At 60.9% G+C, this 17,986-nt stretch carries 23 protein-coding genes; 20 read left to right on the forward strand and 3 right to left on the reverse strand.

All coding sequences use genetic code 11. The annotated features are described in order from the left end of the window. Window positions 1–57 precede the first annotated feature (57 nt). From ACMGF8_RS11200 to ACMGF8_RS11280, 17 genes are all read left to right on the forward strand, one after another. On the forward strand, window positions 58–1,053 hold the full coding sequence (locus tag ACMGF8_RS11200; RefSeq protein WP_416759614.1) for a major capsid protein: 996 nt from the start codon (window positions 58–60) through the stop codon (window positions 1,051–1,053). A gap of 2 nt (window positions 1,054–1,055) precedes the next feature. After that, window positions 1,056–1,370, forward strand: a complete 315-nt coding sequence (locus ACMGF8_RS11205) for a hypothetical protein (RefSeq protein ID WP_416759616.1) — start codon at window positions 1,056–1,058, stop codon at window positions 1,368–1,370. Next, window positions 1,367–2,020 carry a hypothetical protein gene (locus ACMGF8_RS11210; RefSeq protein WP_161467337.1) on the forward strand — a complete coding sequence of 218 codons (654 nt, stop codon included), beginning with the start codon at window positions 1,367–1,369 and terminating at the stop codon, window positions 2,018–2,020. The genes ACMGF8_RS11205 and ACMGF8_RS11210 overlap by 4 nt, the downstream gene beginning before the upstream one ends. Further along, window positions 2,013–2,525 (forward strand): hypothetical protein, encoded by a 513-nt coding sequence (locus ACMGF8_RS11215; RefSeq protein ID WP_416759618.1) that lies wholly within the window; start codon window positions 2,013–2,015, stop codon window positions 2,523–2,525. The genes ACMGF8_RS11210 and ACMGF8_RS11215 overlap by 8 nt, the downstream gene beginning before the upstream one ends. Beyond that, window positions 2,522–3,115 (forward strand): phage baseplate assembly protein V, encoded by a 594-nt coding sequence (locus tag ACMGF8_RS11220; protein WP_416759620.1) that lies wholly within the window; start codon window positions 2,522–2,524, stop codon window positions 3,113–3,115. Before ACMGF8_RS11215 ends, ACMGF8_RS11220 begins: the two co-directional genes overlap by 4 nt. Before the next feature lie 64 nt (window positions 3,116–3,179). Next, window positions 3,180–3,383: a hypothetical protein gene (locus ACMGF8_RS11225; RefSeq protein WP_416759622.1), complete on the forward strand. Its 204-nt coding sequence runs from the start codon at window positions 3,180–3,182 to the stop codon at window positions 3,381–3,383. Between the two features lie 4 nt (window positions 3,384–3,387). After that, window positions 3,388–3,714 (forward strand): GPW/gp25 family protein, encoded by a 327-nt coding sequence (locus ACMGF8_RS11230; RefSeq protein WP_072444073.1) that lies wholly within the window; start codon window positions 3,388–3,390, stop codon window positions 3,712–3,714. Next, window positions 3,711–4,592: a baseplate assembly protein gene (locus ACMGF8_RS11235; RefSeq protein ID WP_416759624.1), complete on the forward strand. Its 882-nt coding sequence runs from the start codon at window positions 3,711–3,713 to the stop codon at window positions 4,590–4,592. The genes ACMGF8_RS11230 and ACMGF8_RS11235 overlap by 4 nt, the downstream gene beginning before the upstream one ends. Window position 4,593: 1 nt before the next feature. After that, window positions 4,594–5,199, forward strand: a complete 606-nt coding sequence (locus ACMGF8_RS11240; RefSeq protein WP_416759626.1) for a phage tail protein I — start codon at window positions 4,594–4,596, stop codon at window positions 5,197–5,199. Continuing rightward, entirely contained in the window at window positions 5,196–7,067 is a 1,872-nt protein-coding gene (locus ACMGF8_RS11245; protein ID WP_416759628.1) for a phage tail protein, read from the forward strand. The genes ACMGF8_RS11240 and ACMGF8_RS11245 overlap by 4 nt, the downstream gene beginning before the upstream one ends. Window positions 7,068–7,077: 10 nt before the next feature. Continuing rightward, a complete protein-coding gene (locus ACMGF8_RS11250; protein ID WP_416759630.1) occupies window positions 7,078–7,503 on the forward strand; it encodes a phage tail assembly chaperone in 426 nt (141 codons plus the stop codon). A 99-nt stretch (window positions 7,504–7,602) separates the two neighbouring features. Then, entirely contained in the window at window positions 7,603–8,769 is a 1,167-nt protein-coding gene (locus ACMGF8_RS11255) for a phage tail sheath family protein (protein ID WP_102863720.1), read from the forward strand. Between the two features lie 12 nt (window positions 8,770–8,781). After that, on the forward strand, window positions 8,782–9,291 hold the full coding sequence (locus ACMGF8_RS11260; RefSeq protein ID WP_041118645.1) for a phage major tail tube protein: 510 nt from the start codon (window positions 8,782–8,784) through the stop codon (window positions 9,289–9,291). Window positions 9,292–9,302: 11 nt separating this feature from the next. After that, a complete protein-coding gene (locus ACMGF8_RS11265) occupies window positions 9,303–9,608 on the forward strand; it encodes a phage tail assembly protein (protein ID WP_060839734.1) in 306 nt (101 codons plus the stop codon). Window positions 9,609–9,749: 141 nt separating this feature from the next. Beyond that, window positions 9,750–12,308, forward strand: a complete 2,559-nt coding sequence (locus ACMGF8_RS11270) for a phage tail tape measure protein (RefSeq protein ID WP_416759633.1) — start codon at window positions 9,750–9,752, stop codon at window positions 12,306–12,308. Window positions 12,309–12,317: 9 nt separating this feature from the next. Beyond that, window positions 12,318–13,163, forward strand: coding sequence for a phage tail protein (locus ACMGF8_RS11275; protein ID WP_416759635.1), 846 nt, complete (start codon window positions 12,318–12,320; stop codon window positions 13,161–13,163). Continuing rightward, a complete protein-coding gene (locus tag ACMGF8_RS11280) occupies window positions 13,138–13,344 on the forward strand; it encodes a tail protein X (protein ID WP_416759637.1) in 207 nt (68 codons plus the stop codon). The genes ACMGF8_RS11275 and ACMGF8_RS11280 overlap by 26 nt, the downstream gene beginning before the upstream one ends. Here ACMGF8_RS11280 and ACMGF8_RS11285 read toward each other — a convergent pair. Next, window positions 13,341–13,811: a hypothetical protein gene (locus tag ACMGF8_RS11285; RefSeq protein WP_416759639.1), complete on the reverse strand. Its 471-nt coding sequence runs from the start codon at window positions 13,809–13,811 to the stop codon at window positions 13,341–13,343. The genes ACMGF8_RS11280 and ACMGF8_RS11285 overlap by 4 nt on opposite strands. Window positions 13,812–13,891: 80 nt before the next feature. On the opposite strand from ACMGF8_RS11285, the gene ACMGF8_RS11290 reads away from it, so the two are divergent. Genes ACMGF8_RS11290 through ACMGF8_RS11300 form a run of 3 tightly spaced genes read left to right on the forward strand, consistent with a single transcriptional unit; the run spans window position 13,892 to window position 16,110 of the window. After that, the gene (locus tag ACMGF8_RS11290) at window positions 13,892–14,935 is read left to right on the forward strand and encodes a phage late control D family protein (RefSeq protein WP_416759641.1); all 1,044 of its coding nucleotides are present in this window, start codon (window positions 13,892–13,894) and stop codon (window positions 14,933–14,935) included. Between the two features lie 27 nt (window positions 14,936–14,962). Further along, a complete protein-coding gene (locus ACMGF8_RS11295; RefSeq protein WP_416759643.1) occupies window positions 14,963–15,568 on the forward strand; it encodes a glycoside hydrolase family 19 protein in 606 nt (201 codons plus the stop codon). Beyond that, window positions 15,565–16,110: a DUF2514 domain-containing protein gene (locus ACMGF8_RS11300; RefSeq protein WP_416759645.1), complete on the forward strand. Its 546-nt coding sequence runs from the start codon at window positions 15,565–15,567 to the stop codon at window positions 16,108–16,110. Before ACMGF8_RS11295 ends, ACMGF8_RS11300 begins: the two co-directional genes overlap by 4 nt. Before the next feature lie 368 nt (window positions 16,111–16,478). On the opposite strand, the gene ACMGF8_RS11305 is transcribed toward ACMGF8_RS11300, so the two are convergent. Both ACMGF8_RS11305 and ACMGF8_RS11310 read right to left on the reverse strand, forming a co-directional pair. Next, window positions 16,479–16,976 (reverse strand): ImmA/IrrE family metallo-endopeptidase, encoded by a 498-nt coding sequence (locus ACMGF8_RS11305; RefSeq protein ID WP_416759647.1) that lies wholly within the window; start codon window positions 16,974–16,976, stop codon window positions 16,479–16,481. Then, entirely contained in the window at window positions 16,960–17,340 is a 381-nt protein-coding gene (locus tag ACMGF8_RS11310) for a helix-turn-helix domain-containing protein (protein ID WP_102881884.1), read from the reverse strand. Before ACMGF8_RS11310 ends, ACMGF8_RS11305 begins: the two co-directional genes overlap by 17 nt. Between the last annotated feature and the right edge of the window lie 646 nt (window positions 17,341–17,986).

Consider the following 17,986-nt stretch of genomic DNA (forward strand, 5'->3'; position numbering starts at 1 on the left):
TCATCCTCGTTCACCGAGCCCGCCTTTGCGGGTTTTTTGCTTTCTGGAGATAGCTTCATGGCTGACATTGAGATCTTTAACGACGATGCGTTTTCTGTTTCTTCGCTGACGGCGGCGATCAACGATCAGGAGTATCTCCCGGGTCGTATCAGCAGCCTGGGTCTGTTTCAGGAGCAGGGTATTACCACCCTGACAGTGCAGATCGAGAAGGACGGCGACACCATCGCCCTGGTCCCTGCGGGCGAGCGTGGCACCTCGGGCCTGGTGGTCGGTGGTAGCAAGCGCAACCTGATCCCGTTTAACACCGTGCACCTGCCGGAACGCTTCGCCATCAAGGCCGACGAGATCCAGGGCATCCGCGCCTTCGGTACCCGCAGCGAGCTGCAGTCGGTGCAAGACGTGGTTAACAAACGCCTGGCCAAGTGTCGTCGACAGTTGGACGCCACCCACGAATTCCAGCGCATGGGTGCCTTGAACGGCCAGATCCTCGATGCGGACGGCAAGACGGTGCTGTTGGACATCTACAAGACCTTTGGGGTGACTCGTAAAAAGATGCCGATGGGGCTCAACGATCCTGCCACTGAAATCCGCGTCAAATGCGGCGAGGCCCTGGACCTGCAAGAGGATGCCTTGGGCAGTATCACCAGCACCGGAGCACGGGCTTTCTGCGGCAAGAACTTTTGGAACAAGCTGATCGTCCACGAGAAGGTCAAGCAAACCTTCCTCAACACCCAGCAGGCTGCAGCACTGCGGGGTGATGCCCGCGAGAGCTTCGAGTTCGGCGGCATCGTCTGGGAGCGCTATCGCGGCAAGGTTGCTGGGGTTTCATTTGTTCATGACGACAAGGCCCTGCTGATCCCCGAGGGCGTACCGGATCTGTACATCTCGGTGTTTGCCCCGGCCGACTACATGGAGACGGTCAACACCGAGGGCCTGCCGTACTACAGCAAGATCGAGCCGATGCCGTTCGGCAAGGGCATGGCCGGCGAAGCGCAGTCGAACCCGCTGCACCTGTGCACGCGGCCATTGGCGCAGATCCTGCTGGAGATGTAGCCGTGGGCATTCGCGAGCTGGTCGCCGATGCCGACGATGCGGTGTTTGAGGCGCTGGGGGATACGGCCTATATCGAAGGCCGCGAGGTGCTGGGGATGTTTTCGGCGCCTTGGCTGCAACCCAAGCTCGGCAAGATGAATACGGGCCTGCGCGAGCCACATCTGGTGATCCGTGTATCGGATGCCGAGGGGGTAGAGGTACGTCAGCAGGTGCGCATCGATCTGCCCGCGCACGATGGAGGTGGCCTGTACACCTTGGTTCTGATTGAGCCAGGAGGCGACGGCCTGGTCAGCCTTATTCTGAGGATCAATCCATGAGCATCGGCAGCTATGCTCGGCAATCGGCCAGCGAAGGCATGATCACACTGCAGCCCTCGGCCGTCGATATGCAGGCGTTCAAGGACTTTGCGGCCGTGGTGCCCAAGGCAGCGGCAGCGGCCCAGCGCCGGGCGATCAACAAGACCTTGCGTTGGTTGCGGACCTACATCGCCAGGGCTGTCAGCAGCAAGGAGCGCATTGCCGTTGGGGCGGTTCGCCAGCGTTTGCGGGCTTACCCCATCAACAGCAACGGACAGGGCAAGCTCTGGTTCGGTATCAACCCGATTGAGTCGAGCCGGATCGGTCGAGCCCGCCAGAATCGGTCGGGTGTGTCGGTCGCGGGGCGGCGCTATCAGGGGGCCTTCTTCAAGAAGGTCTATGGCAGTCAGGCCGACATCTGGATTCGGACTGGCAGCAAGCACTACGACCCGAGCGACTACCCCGAAACACGGGAGGGAAAGCGGCGCTCAGGCTTCATCAACGAGAACGACAACCGCTTCCCCCTGGCCAAGGCCAAGGTGTCGCTGGATGACGTGCGGCCGATCTTTGATGAGTGGGTCAAGCGTGCTGATGAAAGGCTGCTGGAAATCCTCGAGCAGGAACTGAACTTTGAGCTGCAGAAGTATTTGCGAGGTGGCAAACGTGTCTGATGAACCTTTCAGCCTTGACCAGTTGTACAGAGCGATAGAGCAACACATTCGCGATGCCATCCCGGGCTTGGCCTATGTCGCGGTCATGCCCGATCTGTTGGATCGTGTGGCGATCCCGGCGGTGGTGATTGAGTTGGTGGAGCTGGAGCCTGGTAGCGATCAGATGACTGGCGAAACGGCGCTGGAGGCTCGTTTTGAAGCGCGAGTAATCGTGGGGTCTGAACTGCCCCAGTGTCAGCAGCAAGCGGCTTTTGTCGCTTCGCAGATTGCGGTGCTGTTGCGCATGCAGACCTGGGGCTCCGAGGTGGCCGCTGCAGAGTTTGTGCGGTCGGCCCAGGACTGGACCCGGCCAGAGCTGGATGGGTACGCGGTCTGGGTCGTGGAATGGACCCAGGGCATATACCTCGGCAAAGAGGAATGGCCGTGGCCGGATCAGCCGGCGGGTGTCCTTGAACTCAACCTTGGAGAGGATGCCCCGGGTGTCCGTGTCGAGGTCCAGCCATGAGCGGCTACGTTGCAGCTGCACATGACCGCATGATCGCGGGCCTGATCATCCCATGCAGTGTGGTCGGTGTGGATCTCGCTGGTGGGACGGTGCGAGTGTCTGACGGCGTCGGCTGGACCAGTGCCTGGGTCCGCTGGCACAGCCAGGCCGCAGGCAAGGCCCGGCACTGGCGGGCGCCGAGTCTGGGCGAGCAGGGGGCTTTGATCAGCCCAAGCGGTGAACCCGCACAAGGCACCTTCGTCCCTGGTCTGTACGGCAACGCCGGTGCGCAGCCGGATAACCGCGACCACGTCGAGGTCTGGCGCTTCGACGATGGGGGCTCGTTGGTTTACGACTGGCAGGCCAAGAGCTACAGCATCAACCTGCCCAGCGGCATGGTGACCATTCTGGTCGGTGGCAGCTCGGCGGTGGTGACGGACAGCGCCATAACCGGCAAGGCCGACACCATCACGCTGACCGGGCAGATCACCTTGAATGGTGAAGTGCAAATCAACGGCGCGAGCTTGAAGCACAACGGGGTGAATGTTGGGTCGACCCATACCCACCTGGGCGTGCTGCCGGGCCCTGGGGCAACGGCTCCGCCGCAATGATTCCCCTGCAACTGTTACTCAACCCGAGCCGCTTACAGCGGCTTTTTTGTACCTGGAGAAAAGCATGTCCACCCCCAAGAGACTCACCGACGAATTGGCCAGTGCTGGCCCTACAGTGTTCCGCGACATCCTCTATACCTCCCGAGTGCTTATCCTGCCGGGCGGCCGTCAGCTGGCCGTGGCCCAGGGTCGGGTATCCGCTCCCACCGGTGACAGCGTCGCGCTGGAGTACCTGAGCAAGCACCCGGATCTGCAACTGCATGAGTAGCGCAATGATCGGAATGGATCGCCGCACCGGCCAGCCGCTGTCGGGCATCGAGCATGTGCGGCAGTCCATCGAGGACATCCTGACCACGCCGCTGGGCAGCCGTCGGATGCGGCCGGAGTACGGCAGCAACCTGCGCCGCTACGTCGACTTGCCGGTGACCGGCGGCTGGAAAAGCGCGGTGCAGGCCGAGGTGGCCCGGGCGCTGTTGCGCTGGGAGCCACGCTTGAAGCTGGAGCGGGTGCGGGTGGTAGCGGTGGTGGGGGGCCAGATCAGCTTCGAGCTGGTCGGTCAGTACCTGGGTAATAACGCGGTTTTGGAGGTAACGGCATGAGCATGCTGGACTTGTCGGTACTGCCGGCGCCGCAGGTACTGGAAGCCCTGGACTTTGAAGCGTTGTACCAGGGCAAGTTGGCGACCTTTCGCCGGCACTTGGGCGAGAACTGGACAGCCGACCTGGAGAGCGACCCGGTCACCAAGCAGCTGGAGCTGTCGGCCTACGGGGATATGCAGCTACGGGCCCGGGTCAACGATGCGGCCAAGGCGCTGTTGTTGGCCCACGCCAAAGGCACGGACTTGGATCACCTGGCGGCCAACGTGAACTTGCAGCGCCTGGTGATCCAGGCCGGTGACTCGCAGGCGGTGCCGCCGGTGGAGGAGGTCAAGGAAGCCGACGACGCTCTGCGCGAGCGTGTTCAGTTGGCCTATGAGGGGCTGACCACGGCGGGCCCGCGCAATAGCTACATCCTGCATGCCCGTAACGCCTCGGCCCTGGTGGCCGATGCCGAGGCCGAAAGCCCTTCACCGGCCTGCGTGACGGTCACGGTGCTGAGCCTGGAAGGCGACGGCGCGGCCGCTCCTGAGCTACTGGCGACAGTGGCGGCCGCCCTCAACGATGAGGACGTGCGTCCGCTGGGGGATCGGGTCACGGTGCAGAGTGCCCAGGTGCTGCCGTATCGCATCGACGCGGTGCTGCACATGAAGGGGACAGGGCCGGAAAGTGATGCCGCGCTGGCCGAGGCTGAGCGGAAGCTGGCCGCCTGGGTCAACCCGCGCCGACGCCTGGGCGTCGAGGTGGCGCGTTCGGCCATTGATGCGCAGTTGCATGTGGCCGGTGTGGCCCGGGTCGAGTTGTCTGGGTGGCAGGACATCGCCCCGACCAGGGCCCAGGCGGCGTACTGCACTGGCTACAGCGTCACGCTGGGAGGCTGACATGACCAGCCTATTGCCGATCAACAGTACGCCACTGGAAAGGGCCCTTGAGGCTGCGAACGCCGGCGACACCTCGATTGTGCTACGCACCCTGTACAACCCCGCGACCTGTCCGGTGCACCTGCTGCCCCAGTTGGCCTGGGCCTGGTCGGTGGATCGCTGGGACCCGCGTTGGTCCGAGACGGTGAAGCGCAACGCGATCCGGGCGGCCCACTTCATCCATGCCCGCAAGGGCACCATCGGTGCGTTGCGCCGGGTGGTGGAGCCCCTGGGCTACCTGATCGAGGTGGTCGAGTGGTGGCAGACGGTGCCCGCCGGTGAACCGGCCACCTTTGCGCTCAAGGTCGGTGTGCTGGATACCGGCATCACCGAAGAGATGTATCAGGAACTGACCCGGCTGATCGATGACGCCAAGCCCGTCAGTCGGCATATGACCGGCCTGGCCATCAGTCTGGAAACCTCCGGGGTGATCGGTTACGGCGCCTATGTGGACCAGGGCGAAGTGATCGACATTTACCCTCCGACACCCCGCGATATCGAAGTGACCGGCCGTTATGGCCAGGTCGTGTGCATTGACGAAATAGACACCCTGGACGTGTACCCATGATCGACTCTAACAGTCAGTTCTTCGCCATTCTCACGGCGGTGGGCGAGGCGAAACAAGCCAACGCTACGGCGCTCGGTGTGCCCTGGACCTTCAAGGAGATGGCGGTAGGGGATGCCAACGGCACCGACCCCATCCCGAACCGTACCCAGACCAAGCTGATCAACGAATGGCGCCGGGCTCCGGTCAACCAGGTACGCACTGACCCGGCTAACCCGAACATCATCATCACCGAGCAGGTGATCCCGGCCGACGTGGGTGGGCGCTGGATTCGCGAGATCGGCTTGTTCGATGCCGACGGCGACCTGGTGGCGGTGGCCAACTGCGCGCCGAGCTTCAAGCCCCTGCTGGCCCAGGGTACCGGTAAGACCCAGGTTATCCGCATGAACTTCATCGTGGCCAACACCACGCAGATCGTGTTGAAGATCGATCCGGCGGTGGTGCTGGCGACCCGCGAATATGTCGACAATGCGGTGATTGAGGCCCTGGCCAAGCTGGACTTCAAACACTCGGCGCTGGTGGCCACCACGGCCAACATCGCGTTGAACGGGATTCAGACCATCGACGGTGTGTTGCTGCCGGCCGACGCCCGGGTGCTGGTGAAGAACCAGGCCCAGGCCAAGGACAACGGCTTGTATGTCGTGTCGGCGACGGGCGTGTGGAAACGCGCCCAGGATGCTGACACCAGTCTGGAGGTCACCCCGGGGCTGTTCGTCAGTATCGAGACCGGCACGGTCAATGGTGACAGCGTTTGGCAGTTAGTCACCGACGGGCCGATTGTCCTCGGCACCACGCCGCTGGCCTTCGAGATGGCGACGGGGCGAACCGGTGTCAGTGCGGGCTCCTATGCCAATGTCACGGTCGACAAGTGCGGCCGGGTGATTGCCGGGACCAATCCGACTACCCTGGCCGGGCATGGCATTACCGACACCTACACCAAGGCTGAGATCGAGGCCCTGGTTGCCCAGGCGTCGTCGTTGCCGGTGGGCTCGATGGTGGCGTTTCCCAAAGCGAGCGTGCCACCGGGGTTCCTTGAGATGGATGGCAATTATAAGAGCATTGCCGCCTATCCGGACCTGGCGGCGTACCTGGGAACCACATTCAACCAAGGCAACGAAGGCGCGGGTAACTTCCGGCTGCCTGATTCCCGGGGTGAGTTCCTGCGGGGCTGGGACCATGGGCGGGGGGTTGATGCGGGCCGAGTTATTGGCAGTTGGCAAGCCGACATGCTCAAGAGCCACGTGCATACAGTGAACGACTCTTCGGGTGGTGGGAGCGTCGTTGATTCGTGGGTGTATGGCGATCTGGGCAACGGTGTCACTGATGACGCTGATCTGCGAACCAACCCAACGGGAGGGGTGGAAACGCGCCCGCGCAACCTTGCGGTTATATGGTGCATCAAGGCATGGAACGCGCCCATCAATCAGGGAAACATCGACGTTGCAGCTCTTGCCCCGTTGGCGGCTCAAGCTACTGAGATCAATCAGGGTACGGCAAAAGTCGCAACTACCGCGCAGATGCTTGATAGCGCGAACGACTTGGTCATGCCGACACCAAAGAAACTGCGGTGGGGGCTTTCCGTCAGTCTTGCTTCCAACGGGTACATTGCAGCGCCTTTCTGGCTTGGCGGCTGGGTTATTCAGTGGGGGACGACGGGCGCTGTAAGTCCGACCCCGGCAGTCGTGTCGTTTCCAATGGCGTTTCCTTCCGCTGCCTATGTCGCGTTGGCCATCGGATATCTCGGAGAAACGAACGTCGGATCTAACCAGGATGCGATTTACTCGTTCGGCCTGTCGAAAAATGGCGTCAGCTTCAAGACATACGGGAGTGTCGTTGCCAACGGCGCTAAGTACATCGCAATCGGAAGCTGAGGGAGGCCGCATGCGCTTTTATAGCCAGACAACCCAAACCACGTACTTGCGCGGCATGCACACTTCTATGCCCGCCGATGCAGTCGAAATCACTGATGAGCTTTACATGGCGGTGATCGGGAACCCTCCGCCTGGAAAGGTCCGTGCTCACGATGAGCAAGGGCTGCCATATCTTGTTGATGTGCCCGAAGTGGTCCCGGATCTGGCGACCCAGGAACGCGAGTGGCGCGATGCCGAGTTGACATCGGTTATGTGGCTGCGCGAGCGGCACCGGGATCAATTGGAAGTTGAGGCCCCTACGACGCTGACAGGCGAGCAATTCAAGGAGCTGCTTGTGTACATGCAAACCCTGCGCGACTGGCCGCAATCACCTGACTTTCCCCAGATCGAGCACCGCCCTGCGGCGCCGCCCTGGATCGCCGAGCAAACCGAGTAAACGCCCCGCACCGACGGGGCGTTATCTTTTCCGCGCTTCGGCGCCTGTTCCTCCCACGGCCTCGCTCATGCGGGGCTTTTTCATTTCTGGAGCTTATCCATGAGTGGTTTCTTTCACGGCGTTACCGTCACCAATGTGGACACCGGCACGCGGACTATCTCGCTGCCGTCGTCCTCGATCATCGGCCTGGTGGACACCTTCACCGAAGGCCCCGACTTCAGCGCCAAGGCCAACGACTTGTTGCTGATCACCAACGAGCGTGAGGCCATTGCCGCTTGGGGCCCGGATGCGGCCATCACCAAGGCGTGCAAGGCCATCTATCAGCGCGCCAAGGCGGTGATCGTTGCATGCGGTGTGGCCAAGGTTCAGGACGCAGCACAGCAGACCTCCGCAATCATTGGCGGGGTGCTGGCCAGCGGCAAGCGTACCGGCCTGCAGGCACTGCTGGATGGCAAGAGCCGTTTCAATGCCCAGCCGCGTTTGCTGGTGGCTCCCAAGCACAGCGCCGGCCTGCCGGTCGGCACAGCCCTGGTTGCCCTGGCCGACAAGCTACGCGGCTTGGCGATCCTCGACGGCCCTAACACCACCGACGAAGCGGCCATGGAGTACGCCAAGAACTTCGGTGCCAAGCGGGCCTATCTGGTCGACCCGGGCATTCAGTACTGGGACACCGGTGAGAGCGCGACCGTCGATGCGCCGGCCTCGGCCTGGGCAGCGGGCTTGTTCGCCTGGACCGACAACGAGTACGGCTTTTGGGCATCGCCTTCGAACAAGGAGTTTGTCGGCCTCACCGGTACCACGCGGCCCATTGAGTTTCTGGATGGGGACGAGACTTGCCGGGCCAACCTGCTGAACAACGCCAATATCACCACGATCATTCGTGATGCGGGCTTCCGGCTGTGGGGCAACCGCACGCTGTCGAGCGATCCGAAGTGGGCGTTTGTCACCCGGGTGCGAACCATGGACATCGTCATGGACGCGATCCTTTACGGGCACAAGTGGGCGGTCGACCGCTCGATCACCGCGACCTATGTCAAGGATGTGACCGAGGGCCTGCAGGCGTTCATGCGCGACCTGAAGAACCAGGGCGCGATTATCAATTTCGAGGTCTACGCCGACACCGAACTCAACACCGCCAGCCAGCTGGAGCAGGGCAAGGTGTACTGGAACATCCGCTTTACCGACGTGCCGCCCGCCGAAAACCCGAACTTCCGTGTCGAGGTCACCAACCAGTGGTTGACCGAAGTCCTCGATTCCGCCGCTTAAGGAGCCGCAGCAATGGCAATGATTCCCGAAACCCTGGCGAACATGAACCTGTTCGCCGATGGCATCAGCTTCCAGGGCGACGTCCCGAGCCTGACCCTGCCCAAGCTCACCCTCAAGACCGAGGAGCACCGGGCCGGCGGTATGGACCTGCCGGTGGAGCTGGACATGGGCATGGAGAAACAGGAAGCCGGCTTTACCACTACCGGCGTGCGCCGCGAGTCGTTGAAGCTCTTCGGCCTGGCCGACGGTACTGCCTTCAATGGTGTGTTCCGGGGTGCCTTCAAGGGCCTCAAGGGCAAGGTCACTCCGGTGATCGTCACCCTGCGCGGGATGCTCAAGGAGGTCGACATGGGCGACTGGAAGGCCGGCGACAAGGCCGAGATCAAGCACAACGTGGCGTTGACTTACTACAAGCTGGAAGTAGACGGCCGTCTCATCTACGAGATCGATGCGCTGGGTATGAAGCGCGTGATCAACGGCGTCGACCAGCTCGCCGCTCAACGTTCGGCTCTGGGCCTGTAAGGAAAAAACTCATGACTCAAGCATCGAAAAAGACACCGGCCTGGATGACCCTGTGCGCCGAGAGCGTGGCCGTGACCCTCACCAAGGCGGTGGAGATGAATGGCGTGGTCTGCGACAAGGTCACTCTGCGCGCACCCACTGTGCGCGATGTGCGTGCCGCTAACACTGCCGCTGGCAGTGACGACGAACAGCGCGAACTCATGCTGTTCTCCAGTCTGGCCGAGGTCGGCGCCAAGGATCTGGAGGGCATGACCCTCAAGGATTACCAGCGCCTGCAGGCCGGTTATTTTCGCCTGGTGCAAGACGACGAACTTTGACCCGGCGGTGATGAAGATGGCGGCGAAGCGGCTCGCGAGCGAGCTGCATTTCTCCGCCGAGGAAATCATGACCATGAGGTTTTCCGACATGGTCTGGTGGCTCACGGACTGAGCCCATCAACTCGGGCATAGGTGAATCAGATGGCAAGCAAACTGGCGTTGGGGCTGGTGATCGGCGGCGCCGTCAGTTCGACGGTGGGGGCAGCCTTCAAGACGGTTGAGGGCCGGATCAAGAAGCTGGAGGAACAAGGCAACAAGGCCAAGGTGCTGAAGAACACCATCGGCGAAACCATGCGCCTGCGTGACGAATGGAAGAAGGCTCACGACACCGGTGCCGCCTCGGCCGCCGGTTTGTTGCGCAAGCTGGAGGGAAACCTGAGCAGCCTGCAGAAGCAGGGTATTCAGGTAAACAAACTGCGCCAGGAGTATCAGGCACTCGGCCGCGTGGCCAGGGGGGCGGATCTGCAGCTCAAGGGGCACCAGCAGATCCAGCAGGGCAAGGAGGGCCTCAAGTCCGGGATCGGCCAGGCCGTGGCCGGGGTCGGTGCGGTGGCCATTCCGACCAAGATAAGCGCGGACTATCAGGCGATCATTCGCGACATTGCAATCAAGGCGGACGTGGCAAACAAGCCACAAGAAGCCCAGTTGACCCGCACCATCATTCAGACCTCGCAAGACACCGGGATGGGCCGCAATGAGGTAGCCGATCTGGTGAACCAGTTGGTCGGCGCCGGCATGGAACTGGACAAGGCGCTGTCTTATGCGCCGGTGGCGGCCAAGTTTGCGGTGGGACAGGGCTCGGGTGGTGAAGACACCGCCAAGATGATCCAGGCGCTGGAGCAGAACGCCAAGATCAGCGACCCCAAGGTCATGGAGAAGGCCCTGGAAGCCATCGCCATGCAGGGCCAGGCGGGCAGCTTTGAGGCCGCCGACATGGCGCGCTGGTTCCCGCAGCTGCTGGCTGGCATGGGCAAGATGGAAATCACCGGCATGGATGCGGTGAGTCAGTTGGGCTCGATGCTGCAGGTGCAGATGAAGACTGCCGGCGGCTCTGATGAGGCAGCCAACAACCTGAAAAACTGGATGGAGAAAATCGGCTCCAGTGAAGTGGTCAAGGCGTACAAGGATGCTGGTATTGATTACCAGGCCTCGATGAGTACCGGTCTTCAGAAAGGTAAGTCGACCTTGGAGTCAAGCTTTGAACTGGCCATGAGGTACATCAAGGCAACCGACCCGGCCAAGGCCGCGAAGCTGGCCGAGGCCCAGGCGAAGATCAGCAAGGAGGCGGACCCAGTCAAGGCCAAGGCCATGCTGAACGCTCTGGAACAGTCCCTGCGCACCGGAGATCTGTTCGCCGACATGCAGGTCAAGGCAGCGCTGACGGCGTACTCGCAGAATCGGGAGCTGTACGAGCAGCTCAAGAAAGATTCGCTAGGCGCTAAGGGTATTCTCGACAAGAACCTAGCCGAGCGCCGGGAAACCTCATCGCAGCTTTGGGCCGAAACAGCTCACGCGATGAACGACGGTATGCGGGCAGTGGGGGATGCTCTGCGGCCGGCAACGGATGCGGTAGCCAAGCACATCACCTCGGTAGCCAGGTCGCTGACCGGATTGGCAGAAAAATCCCCGCCCCTGGTTATGGGGATCACTGCTCTGGGCGCTGGGCTTGTCGCGCTGAAGAGCGTGGTGTCCGCCTTCAAGATCGGCAAAGGCCTGCTCAACGTGGCCCGGGGTTCGTTGATGGGTAACCCGAATGTGATTCAGCGGGTATTTGTCACCAACGCCGGCGGCTTGGGCGGTGGTGACTATGATCTCGACGGTGGCAAGGACAAGAAAGGCGGCAAGGGCGGTAAAGGGGGCCGTGCAGGAAGGGCGGGGCGGTTCGGTCGTGTCGGCCAGACGCTCAGGAATGTCTTCAGTCGTGGCGGCGTGGGACGTGTTGCCAAGGGCGCGGCGAGCCTTGGGTCGACAGCGCTGAAAGGGGTAGGTTCGCTGTTCAAGGGACTGGCGCCAGCGATTAAGGGGGTGGGCTTGCTGTCGGTGTTGAGCGCCGGCCTCAAGGTTGCGGACACCTACCAGAATGCCAAGACCCGCGATGAAAAGGCCGAAGGTTATGGCGGTGCGGCGGGGGGCTTAGCAGGCTCGTTGGTGGGGGCAAAAATGGGGTTGGCCGCTGGTGCCGCACTCGGCTCCGTCGTTCCAGGCCTCGGCACGGCCGTTGGCGGGGCTATCGGTGCCGCCATCGGGGGAACCGTAGGTTACTTTGGGGGCGATGCCCTGGGCTCATATGCCGGCAAAGCAATGTTTGGTTCCGACGATTCGCTCAAGCGGATGCCGGCAGCGGGGCCGCTGATGATGGTCAACGCCGGGAAGGACATTCCTCCGGTCCTGGGTGACATCGCGAAATCGTTCAAGACCGGGCAGACGCCCCCGATGATGGGGCAGGTGGTGCGCTCCATGGGGACCGCCTCACCGTCGGCAGCTGTGCCGGCAATGCTCAAGGCGCCCGAGCCTGCGAAGCAGGTGCCCAAGGTCGACCAGCAATTCACCTTCGCGCCGACTGTGCCAATCACGGTGCAAGGGGACGTTAAGGACCCGGCCCAGGTGGCCCGGGAAGTCGAGCCCCATCTGCGACGGATGTTCGACGAGTTCAGCCGCCAGGCTGCGGCCCGTCAGCTGTCGGACGAACCACACGTTTAAGGAGGTGCCATGGCGTACATGGAACAACTGCAGTCGGGGTTTCAGTCCCTGGTCGAGGCAGGGGAGGCGGGCCGCAGCAGTGCGGATGGCATGCTGACCCCATTGAATGGAGCCATCAGCGAGATCACTGGCGCCGCCTCAGAGCTGGAGAACATCCCGTTTGTGGGACCTGAGGTGGGTGCCAAGCTGCAGCGGACCTTGCGCGGCATCACCGCCGCACAGTCTGTTGTCGGCGAGGTGGCGGCCAAGTACAGCCAGGCCGTGTCGGCGGCGGTGCAGATCCAGCAGCGGCTCGGTACGTTGCAGGAGCAGACCGCCAAGGCCAGCGCTGCGATCAACCGGATCGGCGGACAGGTCAGCCCGTCCCTGGGCAACATCCTTCCGACCGGTTCATTCGGCGGCCTGGGTACTCCGGCCGCCGAGGCGGTAAAGCCGTTCCCGCACCTGCTGATCATCCATCCGCTGAAGACTGGTGGACAGCCGTATTACTTCAACCTCGATACGGCCGCCTTTGAAGAGCTGCGCCGTCAGACCGGGTTCCGCTGGGCTGGCCAGGAACGCCTGACCCGCAGCATCGCGCAGCAGGCGGTGGGGCAGGGTGACGACAAGATTACCCTCAAGGGCGCGGTGTTTCCTGGGTTCAAGGGTGGACTGGGTCAGTTGCAGAAACTGCGCAGCATCGGTCGACGCCTGCAGCCGCTGAGTCTGACCACGGGCTACGGAGAAGTGCTTGGCACCTGGTGCCTGACCAGCCTTGAGGAAGAACAGAGCCATCTGCTGGCCGGGGGCATCCCGCGTAAACAGGGCTTTTCAATGGAGTTCGTGAGCTATGGCGACGACATGCAGAACGTCTGACGGGGATCTGCTCGACACCCTGTGTCACCAGTTTTACGGGCATCTGAATGGTTGTGTCGAATCGGTGCTGGATGCCAACCAGGGGCTTGCCGAAGAGCCCCAGCCGTTCCGGGCTGGGGTGCTGATCGTGTTGCCGGAGCTGCCGGCGGTGACGGAGGCCGCGCTGCAGTTGTGGGATTAGCCGGCGGCCTTGGCGCATTCCTTGGCGTTGGCCTGGTAGGACGTGTTGTCTTCGGAGTACTGACGAGCATCTTTGAAAATCATGCCCTGCCAGGATGAAGCCGCGTCGATTGCGGCGGAACGGCATTTAGCGAAGGGGGCGAACAGCGATCCGAAGCGGTCGCTTTCGTCCATTAACTTTTTCAGCGCAATGGCTTGATCGCGAGCTTGTTTGCCGTCCATAGCTCCGGACAGCGCCAGGGTTTGGCCGCGATCTACCGTCTCGTTAAGACGCTTGAGGAAGTCGCGGGCTTCCTCGGGCTTGATCTTCTTGGCCGCTTCTTGAGCTGCGATTGCCTGTCTGCCGCGTTCTGCGGCTTCGGCGCTCACGGGTGCGTCGTCACCCAGATCTATAACTCGCAGTTTCTGTTCGGCCTGTGCCATCGAGGCGGCCAACAGACACAGCGTCAATCCGAAAATCCTTTTCACTTTCTCAACTCCTGTAGGGGCAACGGCTCGGGATTCTATGAAGTCCCCGTCGCTGTGTCACCCAGGGGGAGGTTTACTGCATGACGCCTGTATTCCGAATCGTTGCGGACGGCAAGAACATCACCGCACTGATCAATGACCGGCTGTTAACCCTGCGCACCTCGGACAAGCCCGGCATGGAGTCGGACGAGTTTGAGCTACGCATTGACGACCGCGACGGAGCGGTGGCGCTGCCCAGTCGTGGTGCCAGTATCGAGGTGTTCATGGGCTACGCCGGGCAGTCACTGACTCGCCTGGGGCGCTACACGGTGGACGAGGTAGTGGTAACGGGGCCGCCTGACTCTATCGAGATCCGGGGCAAGGCCAGTGACATGCGCGGCAGTGGCAAGACCACCCGCAGCGGGAGCTGGGAAAACGTCCCGCTGCAGCAGATCGTGCGCGATGTTGCGACTCGCAATGGCTGGCAACCGGTGTGCCCGGTGACCACCAAGGTGCCCCGGGTCGATCAGCTCAATGAATCCGACTTCAACTTCATCACCCGCCTGGCCAAACAGTACGACTGCACGGCCAAGGTGGCCGACGGCAAACTGCTGGTGCTGCCCCGGCAGGCCGGGCAGAGCGCCAGCGGCAAGAACCTTGGCACCGTTACCATCACCCGCCGCGATGTGAGCCGCTATCAGTTCCGCCTGGGTGATAAGAGCACCCACAAGGCGGTGCAAACCAAGCACCAGGACAAGAAGAGCGGAAAGCTGCGGGTCGTCGACTTGGGCAACGAGGACTCCCCAGACGGCCTGCCGCCGGTGCACACCGACCGCCACATCTATCCGAACAAGTCCGCTGCCGAGCAGGCTGCCAAGGCGCGGTTGGCGGCATTCAACCGCAGCACCGCCGGCGTGCGGCTGGAGATGCCTGGCCGAACCGATCTATTCGCTGAACGCATGATCAATGCCCAGGGCTTCAAGGTCGGCCTCGATGGCGAGTACTTGGTGGACTCGGTCGAGCAGGTGTTCACACAGTCGGGCTGGAGTACCACCGTCGAATGCAACGGCGGCAAGAAGGGCAAGGCGAAAGCTAAAGGCAAGAAAAAGAAAGCAACCAAGCCGCTCAGGGTCGAGCAGCTTTAACCCTCATCATCACTGGAGATATCAGGCATGACGATTACAGCGCAGCAGCTGCTGCAGATCCTCCCCCAAGCCCGCCAAGTCGCGGGCTTTTTTGTGTTCGCGCTGAATGAAGCGATGGTGCAATTCAAGATCGACTCGCGGGTGCGGATGGCCGCATTCATTGCGCAGGTCGGGCATGAGTCAGGTCAGTTGAGGCGCATGGTCGAGAATCTGAACTACAGTGCCGAACGGCTGCAGGCAGTCTGGCCGAATCGCTTTGACGCCGCCCTAGCTGTCCAGGTTGCCCGCAAGCCTGAGCAGATCGCAAACATCGCGTATGGTGGCCGCTTGGGCAACACACTTCCTGGTGATGGCTGGAAGTATCGAGGCCGCGGCCTGATCCAGCTGACCGGGGCTAACAACTACCGCGCCGCCGGTGCCGCCTTGGGGCTGGACCTTATCAATCATCCTGAACTGGTTGAGCAGCCGGACACCGCCGCCATGGTCGCTGGCTGGTTCTGGCAGTCGAACGGGCTCAACGAACTGGCCGACGCGGGTCAGTTCGCCAAGATCACCAGGATAATCAACGGCGGCCTGACTGGTCAGGCCGAACGGGTGGCCTTGCGTGACCTGGCCGCGAAGGTGTTGGCATGAGCTCCTGGGGGTTGAAGGTTGGTGGTGCTGCGGTATCGCTGGCGCTGGTTGCTTGGGCGTTCTGGGGTGTCTATGGGCACGGCCGCACGACCATGGATGCCGAGTGGCAGGTGCGTTGGGCTGTCCGCGATGCAGGTGATCAGCAGGCCTGGGCTCTGGCCGAGTCCAAGGCGCGAAAGGAAGAGCTACGCCGCACTGCGGCACAGGAAGAGGTAAGAGTGAATGCCCAGGAACAAGAACAGATTGCAACTGTTGGCGCTGATGATGCCGATGCTGCTGGCCAGCGGTTGCACGACGACGCGGCCAGATACGCCGGCGCAAACAAGTGCGCCGCAGATACCGCCTCTGCCGCTCGAGGCCCGGCAGCCACCCGCGCCGCCATGGTGCTCTCTGAATTGCTCGACAGGTCTGTCGCTACGAATCGAGAGCTGGCGAAAGCATATGACCGAGCCCGAATAGCTGGGCTGGCGTGCGAGGCTACTTATTCAATATTGTTGAGCGGTTCGGTTACTGCTTCAAAAAAAGCGGCAGCACCTCCTTAGGTGCTGCCGCTCGTCCGGTTGGTGGGTAGAAGCTGAGGCACTATGGACGCTCAGTTCAACTTACTTGCTAATGTAAATTTTGAATGGCTTGCCCACTGCACGCTGGATGTAGCCGTTTTTGAGGCGACGGCTCCAGCGGAGGATGAACGTGCCACGTTCGTCGGTATAGGTCATAGCGACTCTCCTAAAGAGGTGGCCACTACTCATTAATTCTGGACAACTCCACCAAACGGGACTAGAGTTCGCACCTGTTCTAGGCAGTGCTTTCACTAGCGGTTCTGCGGAAGCGGAGAGCGAGTGGAGAACTCCCCCAGTAGGTTTGCGGCCTACTGCCAATTTCTGGTTGATCATGTTTGCGGCATGGTCAATCAGAAATACTTAAGTTCAAGCTGAGCGCCAGGCGCTTTGAGTTTGAGCTTTCTGATGATTGAGTCAGCAAATTCGTCAGCTTGCCATTCGGAGTCCTCTTCGAGAATTCCTTTTGTGTCCGAAAAATGAAGCATCGCTCTATGACACAGAAAGATGTGTCCCAGCTCGTGAAGGAAAATCCTGATAGCCTCAGGGTCGCTTCTATTTAGCTTCTCGTACATCCATTCCGGCATGTAAATGAAGCCCTTCTGCGGGTCTACCATCGCCCTCGCGATATCCTCCATCATCCACTCATCGTTTTCGATGGAGTCAATGAAAATCCCATTTTCTTCGAGGTCGTTGATGAACATCCCTATTTTCTGTACCGAGAACGATTGACGACTTAGCTTGAAGATCTTGCAGATCCTGCCGGCAATGAAGTCAATGTCGGTCGGGCTCAGCGCGGGCACACGATGCCCGCGCATATCATAGTGATTGGCTTCACTTGGAGTGGTCATCGCTGTTTTCCCCGTAGATTTCCCCGAGTAAGCGACCCAAGCGAGTCAGCTGCTCTTGGTTAAGATCTGAGTTGGCAAAACCAGCGATGAGCATACGATGCTGCGGGCGCAGCCCTTCAAGCGAGACTGACTCGTTGTCGTCGCAAGCAATCGCCTTCAACTCTTGAACGTTGATTTGTTCGCCAAGCTCGTTGAAATAGCTGGCAATTTTTTCAACCCAATCCATTGGGATTTTACTACGGCCTGTTTCCATCGCACTCAAAAACGCAGTAGATGCGCCAAGTGTGCTAGCCATTGTGCTAAGCGTTACACCGTATGCGCGGCGATACTCACGTACCTTTGCGCCAAATTTGGAAAGCGACATGGTCACGGCCCCTTTCTGCTTTTCATGAGAATGGTTGCATTAAGCCGTCCCGAGACTGGCTTGTCAACCATTCTAGTTGAAAAGTTTAAAGCTTGAAAGGACGGGGTGTGGATGTGGCTGCCGGTACTGCGCTAATCGATCAAGGGATATGCCTGGTGAGGCGAGGGAGCTAATGGGGACAATCCATACGCCAACCAAGGCCATTTAGCCCCAAGTGACGCTAAATTTTGCTTTGTTAGAAAAGCCCTACAGCCTCTATTCTGAGGGCCTGTAGGGCTTTTTTGCGTTAATGCCCGAGCATAATTGGTGTGTGCTACGACATGGTTAGTCAGAGCTCAGGGCTTGATCGATAGTAGGATTGGGGTTTGTACAGTGCAGTGCCCGGAGTATTTGGAAGAATAGAATCTAGAGGCGTTGGTGCATGCGTTGCTTCATTCCAATCAGGGCCTGTAAAAAACAGAAACAGGCACCTTCGGTTGAAGCGGGGAGGCTGGAGGGCCTGAAGCGGGTGGGGCGGACCCTAGTGTTCAGCTTGGGAAGCTGAAGTGCGCGTAAGACCTCATTCGCTACGATTTCATGTCATTATGATGGCGCGCATCAGGTGGGGCTTGATCTTACGTAGTGAAAATTACTACCCATCTGAAAC

It is taken from the genome of Pseudomonas sp. BNK-7 (assembly GCF_048072025.1).
GTDB lineage: Bacteria > Pseudomonadota > Gammaproteobacteria > Pseudomonadales > Pseudomonadaceae > Aquipseudomonas > Aquipseudomonas danubii.

Coding starts and splice junctions, on each gene's coding strand:
- ACMGF8_RS11240 (WP_416759626.1), top strand. CDS start 4,594: ATGACCAGCCTATTGCCGATCAACAGTACGCCACTGGAAAGGGCCCTT.
- ACMGF8_RS11290 (WP_416759641.1), top strand. CDS start 13,892: ATGACGCCTGTATTCCGAATCGTTGCGGACGGCAAGAACATCACCGCA.
- ACMGF8_RS11245 (WP_416759628.1), top strand. CDS start 5,196: ATGATCGACTCTAACAGTCAGTTCTTCGCCATTCTCACGGCGGTGGGC.
- ACMGF8_RS11255 (WP_102863720.1), top strand. CDS start 7,603: ATGAGTGGTTTCTTTCACGGCGTTACCGTCACCAATGTGGACACCGGC.
- ACMGF8_RS11260 (WP_041118645.1), top strand. CDS start 8,782: ATGGCAATGATTCCCGAAACCCTGGCGAACATGAACCTGTTCGCCGAT.
- ACMGF8_RS11230 (WP_072444073.1), top strand. CDS start 3,388: ATGATCGGAATGGATCGCCGCACCGGCCAGCCGCTGTCGGGCATCGAG.
- ACMGF8_RS11220 (WP_416759620.1), top strand. CDS start 2,522: ATGAGCGGCTACGTTGCAGCTGCACATGACCGCATGATCGCGGGCCTG.
- ACMGF8_RS11295 (WP_416759643.1), top strand. CDS start 14,963: ATGACGATTACAGCGCAGCAGCTGCTGCAGATCCTCCCCCAAGCCCGC.
- ACMGF8_RS11280 (WP_416759637.1), top strand. CDS start 13,138: ATGGCGACGACATGCAGAACGTCTGACGGGGATCTGCTCGACACCCTG.
- ACMGF8_RS11275 (WP_416759635.1), top strand. CDS start 12,318: ATGGCGTACATGGAACAACTGCAGTCGGGGTTTCAGTCCCTGGTCGAG.
- ACMGF8_RS11210 (WP_161467337.1), top strand. CDS start 1,367: ATGAGCATCGGCAGCTATGCTCGGCAATCGGCCAGCGAAGGCATGATC.
- ACMGF8_RS11250 (WP_416759630.1), top strand. CDS start 7,078: ATGCGCTTTTATAGCCAGACAACCCAAACCACGTACTTGCGCGGCATG.
- ACMGF8_RS11305 (WP_416759647.1), bottom strand. CDS start 16,976: ATGACCACTCCAAGTGAAGCCAATCACTATGATATGCGCGGGCATCGT.
- ACMGF8_RS11225 (WP_416759622.1), top strand. CDS start 3,180: ATGTCCACCCCCAAGAGACTCACCGACGAATTGGCCAGTGCTGGCCCT.
- ACMGF8_RS11270 (WP_416759633.1), top strand. CDS start 9,750: ATGGCAAGCAAACTGGCGTTGGGGCTGGTGATCGGCGGCGCCGTCAGT.
- ACMGF8_RS11300 (WP_416759645.1), top strand. CDS start 15,565: ATGAGCTCCTGGGGGTTGAAGGTTGGTGGTGCTGCGGTATCGCTGGCG.
- ACMGF8_RS11235 (WP_416759624.1), top strand. CDS start 3,711: ATGAGCATGCTGGACTTGTCGGTACTGCCGGCGCCGCAGGTACTGGAA.
- ACMGF8_RS11265 (WP_060839734.1), top strand. CDS start 9,303: ATGACTCAAGCATCGAAAAAGACACCGGCCTGGATGACCCTGTGCGCC.
- ACMGF8_RS11310 (WP_102881884.1), bottom strand. CDS start 17,340: ATGTCGCTTTCCAAATTTGGCGCAAAGGTACGTGAGTATCGCCGCGCA.
- ACMGF8_RS11200 (WP_416759614.1), top strand. CDS start 58: ATGGCTGACATTGAGATCTTTAACGACGATGCGTTTTCTGTTTCTTCG.